The sequence below is a fragment of the Pseudomonas sp. NPDC087342 genome (genome assembly GCF_044744265.1).
GTDB classification, from domain to species: domain Bacteria; phylum Pseudomonadota; class Gammaproteobacteria; order Pseudomonadales; family Pseudomonadaceae; genus Aquipseudomonas; species Aquipseudomonas nunensis.
In genome coordinates, this window is sequence record NZ_JBIUXZ010000004.1 from 179,094 (window position 1) to 189,236 (window position 10,143).

Here is a 10,143-nt window from a genome sequence, read left to right on the forward strand (position 1 = left end):
ACCAATGGAGGTTCAACTCGCTAACTTGGTCTGATGCACCGGCAGCTCAACCCTGAACGTAGTGCCCGTCCCGACGACGCTGCGCACCGAAATATCCCCGTGATGCTTTTTCACGATCCCATACGACAGTGACAACCCCAACCCCGTGCCTTGGCCAATCGGTTTGGTGGTGAAGAACGGGTCGAAGATTTTCTGCAACGTCTGCGGCTCAATGCCCGAGCCCGTATCCGCCACCTCGATCCATACCGTCTCGCCCTCAAGCCCAGTGCTCAACGTGATGGTGCCGCGCTCCGTGCCGATGGCCTGGGAGGCATTGACGATCAGGTTCATGATCACCTGGTTGATTTGCGAGGGCAGGCATTCGATTTCCGGCAGCACCTGATATTGCTTCACCACATCGGCCTTGTACTTGAGTTCGTTGGCGACGATGTTCAGGGTCGATTCGATGCCCTGTTGCAGGTTGGCCCACTGCCATTCCTGGTTGGAATCCACCCGGGAAAAGTCTTTCAAATCCTTGACGATCTGCCCGACGCGGCTGATGCCGTCCTTGGATTCCTTGATCAGCAGCGGAATGTCCTCGCGCAGGAATTCCAGCTCGACCCGTTCGCGCAGCACATTTAGCCGCTCGATCACCTCAGGTGAGGTAATCGACTCTTCGGCGCCCCGATAGGCGTCGAGCATTTCCTGCAACTGCTTGAAGTAGCCGTCCAGGCAACCGAGGTTGGAGGAAATGAAGCCGATGGGGTTGTTGATTTCATGGGCGACACCCGCCGCCAGTTGCCCCAGCGACGCGAGTTTTTCCGATTGCACCAATTGCGATTCAAGCTGTTTGCGCTCGTCGATTTCCCGTTGCAGCTCGACGCTGGCTTCCTTGAACTGCCGGGTCCGGCGTTCGACCATTTGCCCCAGATGATCCACCTGCACGCTGGCCCGTTCGGTCATGTCCCATTTGGTCAGCAGGGTGTTGGCCATCTGCTGGACTTCGATGTTGTCGAACGGTTTTTTCAGGATCAGCAACCGGTCATGGGCCTGCAAACGGTCCAGCAGTTCATCCCACGAATAATCGGAGTAAGCGGTACACACCACCACTTGCAGGCGCGGGTCTTCCTGCCACAGGTGTTCGATGGTCTGTGCGCCGTCCCAACCGTCGGGCATGCGCATGTCGACGAAGGCCATGGCGTAGGGGCGCTGTTCTTTCATGGCGAATTTGAGTTTGCCCAGGCCTTCCTGACCGCCGAACGCCGAGTCAAGCTCGAACAGTGCGCTGGCAGATTTCGCTTCGGCGCCGAACAGCGCGGCTTCCATTTCGTCCAGTTCCACGTGTTGCGGCGGTGCCGGGGTGAGGATCTTGCGGAAATCCACGTGAATGGAGGGTGTGTCATCGATCAACAAAATGCGTCGATTCGAAGGGTTGCTCATGCGTCACCTGCTACGGTTTTCAGGGGGATCTGCAACGTGAATAGTGCACCTTTGCCCGGGCCGTCGCTGTGGGCGGTAAGGTGGCCGTTCATCTCGATGGCGGCCAGGGCGCAGCTGTGCAGGCCGAAACCGTGGCCTTCCTTGCGGGTGGTAAAACCGTGGGCAAAGATTCGCGTCATGTTTTCCGCGGGGATGCCTTCACCGTCATCCTTGACGCTGACTTGCAGAATGCTGTCGTCGACGATTTTCACCCCGAGGGTCATCTGGCGTGGACGGTCGCTGAGATCGGACATGGCGTATTTGGCGTTGCTGATCAGGTTGATCAGGATCAGCAGCAAGCGGTGCTTGTCGCCCATGACCCGAGGTACTTCGGTGTACTCCTTGACCACCGTGACATGGTGCCGGGTCAGGGCGCCGGAGTTCATGCGCAGGGCGTCTTCCAGCAGTTCGCTGATCTGCACCGGTTCCATCAGGCTGTTGGCGCCCGCGTAGGATTGCTGGGTCGCGACGATGTCCTTGATGTGGTCCACGCTTTTGGTCAATTGCGCCAGTTCGTCGGTCATGCCTTGTTGTTCGAGTGCGATGGCGTCCACCAGTTGATTGAGGTAGCCGGGCAGCAATTTGCCTTTGGGGTCGTCGCTCAGAAAACTGCCCAGGTCCGCAGGATGTTCGTTGATCAACTGCATCGCCTTGCCCAGCCCCAGGGCTTTGCTGCCGCGCAGTTTGCGGGTCACCAGGTCGGCGGAGATGTTCACGCTGTTGAGCACATTGCCGACGTTGTGCAACACGTTGGTGGCGATCTCGGCCATGCCGGCCTGGCGCGCGGTGTCGAGCAGTTCGCTCTGGGTGTCCTTGAGTTCCCGGGTACGTTCTTCGACCCGCAGCTCCAGGTCATCATTGGCCGTTTGCAGCGCTTTGTTGACGCGGCTGATCTCGGTGAAGCTGCGCATCAACCGGATCGCCAGGTACACCAGCACCAGGACCAGCAGCACGGAAAACACCAGCATGTAGAAGTGGTAGCGCTGATAAATCGCGTCGGACTGCTGCTGATCCTGGTTCAGCAGGCTGGTGATGTCGTCCAGGCGCTGGGCCACCGGGACGGCTTCAATGCTTTCCAGCAGACGGTTGACGATCGGTTGCTCGCGCAGGATCAGCGCAATGTGGTTGCTCAGGATATCGATGGGGCTATGGAAGGCATCCGGCAGCCGGGTTTTATTGACCCCCATTTTGTTCAGGCCCACCAGGATATCGGCAGCCTTGTCATCCGAGGTGACCTGGGCGAATTCCAGGGCGCTGAGGAGCAAGTCGTAGGTGTCGGTGGCGATGTTCTGCAGTTGTTGCTTGTCGCCACCTTCCACTTCGGTCAGGGGTTGCTGGATGTCGTCCTCGGCGGTGGGCAAGAACGCCAGCGAGTTACGCAGCACCGCGTTGTGGGACTTGAACTGTTCCACCAGGCGGGTCTTTTCCTGGATAGCGGCCAGGTACGCGTCATGACTGGTGTTCCAGGCGGGCGAGTCGTTGCGGCCGTGGTTCGATTCCATGCTGTCGAACCGCTGCCACAGCTCGGTCATTTCGGTGAGGGGCGAGACCAGCGGATCGTAGTTGTGGCTGATCGCGACCCTGGCCTTGAGAATCTCGGTTTCCCACTGCGCGTTGAGTTGTTTCATCCGCGCGATCACGTCCCGGGACTCGGTGTAGGTCGCGGTCTGGTCGGAGCTGGATTTGAGGTACAGGAACAGCAGGGTCGAGGCCAGGGCGAGGGCCACCAGGCTGAGCAGCGCCAGGCTGCGACGGCGGGACATTTTCATAAGGGCTTGCCCTCCCATTCACCGGTCAGGGTCTTGAGAAACAAGATGATCAGGTGCTGGTCATCGTCCGAGGGCACACGGCCAAGCTGAAACTTGAACATCACGTCCACGGCCTCCTCGAGGGTTTTCGCCGAGGCGTCGTGGAAGTACGGCGCGGTCACGGCGACGTTACGCAGGCTCGGGACCTTGAACACGTTGCGGTCCTCTTCATCCTTGGTCACCAGGTAGCGTCCCAGGTCGGTTTCGGTGGGGTTGCCCCGGACCTTGAAATAATCCCCCATGACCCCGAATTTCTGGAACATGTTGCCGCCGATGTTCACCCCTTGATGGCAGGTGATGCAGCCGTAGTCCTTGAAGCGTTGATAACCGTACTTTTCATCGAGAGTGAGAATGTCGGTATTACCCAGCAGGTACTGATCGAAGCGCGAGTTGCCGCTGATCAGCGTGCGTTCGTAGCTGGCCAGGGCATTTTGCACATTGTTCATGCTGACGCCGTCCGCGTAGGCCTTGGCGAATGCGGCTTTATAGGTCGCGTCGGCGCTCAGCGTCTGCACCACGTGTTCCCAGTTGCTGCCCATTTCACTGGGGCTCTGCACCACATCGTGGACCTGGGTTTCCAGGGTGTCGGCTCGTCCATTCCAGAACTGTCGGAAGTTCAAGGAGGCGTTGAACACGCTGGGGGTGTTGATGGCCACCGGTTGGCCGTTGAAGCCGATCGAGAACGGTTTGTTGTCGGCGCCGCCGCTTGCCAGTCGATGGCAATCGGCGCACGACAGGCTGTTGTTGACCGACAAACGTGGCTCATTGAATAACTGGCGACCCAGTTCAACCCGCAGAGGATTCTGCTGCGGCACGGCGGGTAACGGTTTGAGCGGTTCGTCCAGCGGTGCGCCAACGGCGGTCAGGCAGATCGCCAACGCAAACACCGCAAGGGCAAAGGCAGGTTTAGGCGACATCGAGTGATTCCTTGGCAGTTGGCCTGCGTGTCGTTGCGTGCTGCTCATGCCTGGGCTGAAGGCAGGGGTTTTACCGACATCAGATAATGTGCAAACGCGTCCGGCGCCACGGCTTTGCTGAAGTAATAACCCTGGCCTTCCTCGCAGTGGTGGGCCTTGAGGAAATCCAGTTGTTCCAGGGTTTCGATGCCTTCGGCGATGACGGTCAGCTTGAGGCTCTTGCCTAGGCTGATAATCGCACTGACCAGCGCAGCGTCGCTGCTGTCCCGGCTCAAGCCGCGAATGAATGACTGGTCGATTTTCAGCACATCGATGGGGAACCGGCGCAGGTAACTCAGGCTGGAATAACCCGTGCCGAAGTCATCGATCGCCAGGCGCACGCCCAACGCCTTGATCCGGTTCAGGGCGGTCACGGTGGCATCGACGTTCTGCATCAATACGCCTTCGGTGATCTCCAGTTCCAGCAGCGTCGGTTCCATGCCGGTCTGCTTGAGAATCAACTCGATGCTCTCGACAAAGTCGCGCTGGCGAAAGTCGATGGCCGAGACGTTGACCGAGATGCAGATGTTCGGCAGCCCGGCGGTTTTCCATATGCACGCCTGACGGCAGGCCTGCGCCATCACCCATTTGGTCAACGGCACAATCAAGCCGCTGTCTTCGGCGACTGCGATGAAATCTGATGGATAGACCCAGCCTTGTCCGGGTTTTTTCCAGCGGATCAACGCCTCGGCGCCGACCACCTGGCCGTTGCTCAAGTCCAGTTTCGGTTGGTAGTGCAGGACAAATTCGTTGCGCTCCAGGGCCAGGCGAATGCCCGACTCAATGCTTTGCTGCTCCCGGGCGCGCTGGTTCATCTCATCGATGAAAAAGCTGAAATCGTTGGGGCCGTTTTCCTTGACGTTGCGCATCGCGGTTTCGGCTTTCTTGATCAGCACGATGGCGTCGAGACCGTCCTCGGGGTAGATGCTGATCCCCAGGCTGGCGGTCACGCTCAGGTCGTGGCCGGCAATGTGCTGCGGCGCGCGGATGGCATTCAAGAGTTTTTCGGCGATGCCCTTGGTCTGCTGCGGGTGGCGGATATCGGCGAGGATCACCACGAATTCGTCGGAGCCATAACGAAACACCGAGTCGGATTCGCGCACCGTGGCCACCAGGCTTTGCCCGACGCGTTTGAGCATTTCGTCGCCGGCCGGATGTCCCAGCGCATTGTTGATGCGCTTGAAGCGGTCCAGCCCGAGAAACATCACCGCCAGTTGTTTGTCGTGGCGCCGGGACAAGGCCAGCGACTGGTTCAGGCGATCGCCGAGCAAGGTGCTATTGGGCAACTCGGTGAGAATGTCGTATTGCAGCAAGTGCGAGACCTTGAGCAACTCATGCACCCGCGCCTCGATGGTCTGCTCCAGGCTCAGCACTTTCATCGCCGCGTCCTGGGCCATCTGCCATTTCCAGGTCAGGGCGCTGGCCATCTGGCGGATTTCCAGGCTGTCGAAGGGCTTTTTCAGCACCAGCAACTGGTCGCCGAATTCGAGCCGTTCGGCCATCGCTTCCCAGCTGTAATCCGAATACGCGGTGCACAGGGCGATTTGCAGGCTGGGATCGGCCTTCCACAGCTCTTCAATGGTTTCCAGCCCGTCCCAGCCCGGCGGCATGCGCATGTCGGTGAACGCCAGGGCATACGGGCGACCTTCGGCCCGGGCACGCTTGACCAGTTCCAGGGCTTCCCGGCCCTGATACGCGGAGTCGAGCTCAAAGGTCAGCCGGTCCGGTTGCTGGGTGCCGAACAACGCTTCTTCGGTGCCTGCCAGGGACTGTTCCGCTTCCGCGTCGGGGTCGAGGATCTTGCGGAAGTCCAGATGGATCGACGGCGTGTCGTCAATGATCAGGATGCGCCGGTTGGTCCGCACGAAGGGGGTCTTCATCCGTTTTGCTCCGTGGAACGCGGCGGGTTACCCAGGCTTGGGTCATTTTCGCCTGCCGGGGGCACGATACTCCCGGCTTTCAGCAGTTCGGCGGCTTGTTGGCTGCTCACCGCTTTGCTGAAGAAATACCCTTGGGCATTCATCGGCGAACCCGTGGCCATCAACGAACTGCGTTGCTCCTGGGTTTCGACACCTTCGGCAATGATTCCGATCCCTACGTCACGCGCGAAATTAATAATGGCGCGCAAGGTGTTCGCGCTCGCCGGATCCTGGGCGGCGGTATCGATGAAGGCCTGGGCGAGTTTCAGGTGATTGACCTGATAGGTCTTGAGGTAATCGAACGAAGAATATTCAGTGCCGAAATCATCGATGGCGATCTTCACCCCCAGCTCTCGCAGGCGCGGCAGCACATCGTTGTGGGTCCATTTGGTCTGGGCCAGGGTCGCCTCGGTGACGTCGAATCGCAGGTCCCAGGGGCACAATTCCCAGCGCGCGGTGGTGCGCAGCACGTCATAGATCAGTTCGGGGCCGCTCTTGAGCTGAGCCAGGGACAACTTGATCGCAATCACCGGCGGCGCCATGCCTTCGTCGCGCCACTGGCGCATCTGCCGACAGGCCTGGTCCAGCACCCAGTGGCCAAGGGCGACAATGGTCCCGGTTTTTTCCGCCGCCGGCAGGAACGCCGGGCCTTCCAGCACGCCACGGGTAGGGTGGTTCCAGGTGACCTGGGCTTCCATGCCGAGGATCTTGCCAGTGCTCAGGTCCACTTCCGGCCAGTAATGCAGTTCGAGTTCTTCGTGTTCGATGGCGGATTTCAGGTCGCTGGCGATGGTCATGCGCTCGACCACTTCCTGATTGATCTCCTCGGAATGGAAGTGGTACTGGTTGCGGCCCTGCTCCTTGGAGCGATACAGCGCCATGTCCGCCTGAGTCAGCAGGGCGTCGGCGCTGAGGATGTCCGGGGTGCAACTGCTGATGCCGATACTCACCGAGGCCCGTACATCGTTGCCGCCCAGGGAGTAGGGCAGCACCAGCGAATCGCGAACCTTGGCCGCCAGTGCCGCAGATTGGGTCGGGTCGCTGACATCCAGCTGCAAAATGGCAAACTCATCGCCACCGAGGCGCGCGACCACGTCGTTTTCACGCACGCAGGCCTTGATCCGCCGGGCGACTTCTTGCAGCAACTGGTCGCCCACCGGGTGGCCGAGGGTGTCGTTGATACGTTTGAAGTGATCCAGGTCCAGGTAAAAAATCGCGAACGCGTTGGCGCCACGCCGATTGGCTGCGAACGCCTGGTGCAGCCGCTCGATCAGGGTCGCGCGGTTGGCCAGCCCGGTCAGCCCGTCGGTGCGGGCCAGCAGGGCGATTTTCTCTTCAGCCAGCTTGCGTTCGGTGATGTCGAGGATGATGCCTTCGACTTCCAGCAACCGGCCCTCGGCGTCTCGCACCGGGATGTAGCGGTTTTCGACCCAGCGCCAGGCCCCATCGCCGGTGCGCATGCGGAACTCGATGGACGCGCCCTCGGCATGCCGGTCCAGCACGCGCTCCATGGCGTCGTCGACTTTGGACAGATCGTCCGGGTGAATCAGCTCTTTGGACCAATTGGCCGACGCCACCAGTTTGGCCGCGGTGTGCCCGTATTTGGTGATGTTGTGGGAGATGTACATCAGCGGGAACGACGGTTCGCCGCGCAAGCGATACAAAATCGTCGGGCTGTTCTGCACGATGATGTTGGCGTCGGACAGTTCCCGGGTGCGTTCTTCCACGGCTTGTTCGAGCAAGGACATCTTCAGCGCCGCGTCTTCGGTCATCTGCCATTTAGCGGTGAGCGCGCTGGCCATCTGGCGAATTTCGATGGCATCGAAGGGTTTTTTCAGGATCAGCAGGCGATCACCCAGCTCCAGGCGTTCGTCGATGTCTTCCCACGAATAGTCGGAATACGCCGTGCACAGCGCGACTTGCAGCTTGGGATCGACCTGCCACAGCCGTTCGATGGTTTCCAGGCCGTCCCAGCCCGGCGGCATGCGCATGTCGATGAAGGCCATGGCGTAGGGCATGTCGTTGGCCAGCGCCGTTTCGACCTTGTTCAAGGCTTCAAGGCCCTGATAAGCCGATTCGAGAGTAAAGCTTTGCAACGTAATAGCTGCCGTCGATCCGAAAAGGGCTCGTTCGGTGCTGTCCAGATCGTCGTCCTCGATGGTCTGAGGGCTGAGGATCTTCGCGAAATCCTGATGGATCGAGGCAGTATCGTCGACGATGAGGATGCGCCGGTTCGTCCGTGCAAGCAGCGCATTCATAGGCATCCGCCCGGGGCGACGGCGATTCGAAACGGTCTGTTCATAGGGGCATCCTTTCCCTGATCACCTGGCCGAACGGTCACAGAATGTGGATCCGAGTCACCTGAGCATAGCCCCCTTGTCTGGAGTTCGCTCGGGTGTATGGAATGAATCAGTTGCCGGCAATGTCTGAAAATCATCTAGCCTGTAGATCAGGCTCCGGCAAGAGTGGACGTTTGTCGTCGCCTGCCACAACGTTGGACACGTTTCACTCGAGGTGACGCCATGGAAGAGCAACTCCCTACGACTTTGACCGATAAACCCAAGGTGTTGCTGGTCGACGACGAGGAATCAATCCTCAGCAGCCTGCGTCGTCTGTTGCGCGGCCAGCCCTACGACGTACTGTTGGCCACCAGCGGTGCCCAAGCCCTGGAAATCATGGCGCAACAACCCATCGATCTGGTGATGAGCGACGCGCGCATGCCCAATATGGATGGCGCCACGTTGCTGGCACACATCCATCAGCTCTACCCGACGACCACGCGCATCCTGCTGACGGGGTACGCAGACCTGCCGACGATCATCAAGGCGATCAACGACGGGCAGATTCACCGTTACATCAGCAAACCCTGGAATGACGAAGAACTGCAGCTGACCTTGCGCCAGGCCCTGGAGCATCATCATTCCGAGCTTGAACGCCGGCGTCTGGTGCAGTTGACCCGGCAGCAGAATGACCAGTTGAAAACCCTCAATTCGACCCTGGAAAAACACGTCGCGGCGCGCACGTCCGAGCTGCAACAGACCGCCGACATGCTCGACCTGGCGTATGAAGAGCTCAAACACAGTTACGTCACCGGCACCGAGGTGTTCTCGTTGCTGGCCAACCTGCGCCTGCCACCGGCCAAGCAAACCAATCGCCAGATCATCGAGCTGGTGCGGGTGTACTGCAAACTCCACGGCCTGGACGAGGGCACCAGCCGCGATCTGACCATGGCCGCGGCGCTGTACAACATAGGCAAGTTGAGCTGGACCGACAGCATGATGAGCACGCCGTCGGACATGCTCCATCACATCGACCGCGACCGTTATCGCGAGTATCCGAAGCAGAGCGAGTCGCTGCTGATGACCCTCGACCCGATGAAAGACGCCGCGCGCCTGATCCTGCACCACCAGGAACGCTGGGACGGCAGTGGTTTCCCGGACCGGCTCAAGGGCGAGGCGATTCCGTTTGGTTCGCGGTTGCTGAAGCTGGCGGTGGATTTCATCGAATTGCAGCGCGGGCTGATCCTCGAACGGCAGATGAACAGCGACGAAGCGCTGGTGTACATCCGCAACTACACCGGGCGGCTCTACGATCCCGAACTGGTGGAGGATTTCATTCAGGTGTGCGCCGCGTACCTCAGTGACGTGACCCTGGCCGACCCGTCGGTCAAAGTGCTGACCACCCGTGACCTGGCGCCGGGCATGATCCTGGCGCGCAACCTCAATGCCGACAACGGCATGCTGCTGCTCAATGCCGGCAAGGTGTTGAATGCACCGTTGGTAGACAAGCTGATTGCGTTTGAAACCATGGAAGGGGCGAAATACAGCATCTTTGTGAAAGTCCCCGAGGAAGTGGAAGCCTTGCTGGAACGCGCAACCTCCTAGCCGCTACGGCGAACACTTGTAGGAGCGAGGCTTGCCCGCGAAGGCGATTTCAAAGACGCCTTCGCGGGCAAGCCTCGCTCCTACAGAACGGCCACACAGCTGGCCCCATTTTTTTGTG

At 59.8% G+C, this 10,143-nt stretch carries 6 protein-coding genes; 1 reads left to right on the plus strand and 5 read right to left on the minus strand.

Annotated features, from left to right (window positions below; all coding sequences use genetic code 11):
• Positions 1–12 precede the first annotated feature (12 nt).
• Genes ACIOYV_RS13220 through ACIOYV_RS13240 form a run of 5 tightly spaced genes read right to left on the minus strand, consistent with a single transcriptional unit; the run spans position 13 to position 8,405 of the window.
• Positions 13–1,419, minus strand: a complete 1,407-nt coding sequence (locus ACIOYV_RS13220; protein WP_401324227.1) for an ATP-binding protein — start codon at positions 1,417–1,419, stop codon at positions 13–15.
• Positions 1,416–3,227 (minus strand): DAHL domain-containing protein, encoded by a 1,812-nt coding sequence (locus ACIOYV_RS13225; protein ID WP_401324229.1) that lies wholly within the window; start codon positions 3,225–3,227, stop codon positions 1,416–1,418. The genes ACIOYV_RS13220 and ACIOYV_RS13225 overlap by 4 nt, the downstream gene beginning before the upstream one ends.
• Positions 3,224–4,183 (minus strand): cytochrome-c peroxidase, encoded by a 960-nt coding sequence (locus ACIOYV_RS13230; RefSeq protein ID WP_401324230.1) that lies wholly within the window; start codon positions 4,181–4,183, stop codon positions 3,224–3,226. The genes ACIOYV_RS13225 and ACIOYV_RS13230 overlap by 4 nt, the downstream gene beginning before the upstream one ends.
• 44 nt (positions 4,184–4,227) lie before the next feature.
• Entirely contained in the window at positions 4,228–6,102 is a 1,875-nt protein-coding gene (locus ACIOYV_RS13235; protein ID WP_265040677.1) for a bifunctional diguanylate cyclase/phosphodiesterase, read from the minus strand.
• Positions 6,099–8,405, minus strand: coding sequence for an EAL domain-containing protein (locus ACIOYV_RS13240; protein ID WP_401324232.1), 2,307 nt, complete (start codon positions 8,403–8,405; stop codon positions 6,099–6,101). Before ACIOYV_RS13240 ends, ACIOYV_RS13235 begins: the two co-directional genes overlap by 4 nt.
• A gap of 258 nt (positions 8,406–8,663) precedes the next feature.
• Here ACIOYV_RS13240 and ACIOYV_RS13245 point away from each other — a divergent pair, with 258 nt between their 5' ends.
• A complete protein-coding gene (locus ACIOYV_RS13245) occupies positions 8,664–10,025 on the plus strand; it encodes an HD domain-containing phosphohydrolase (RefSeq protein ID WP_401324234.1) in 1,362 nt (453 codons plus the stop codon).
• Positions 10,026–10,143 lie beyond the last annotated feature (118 nt).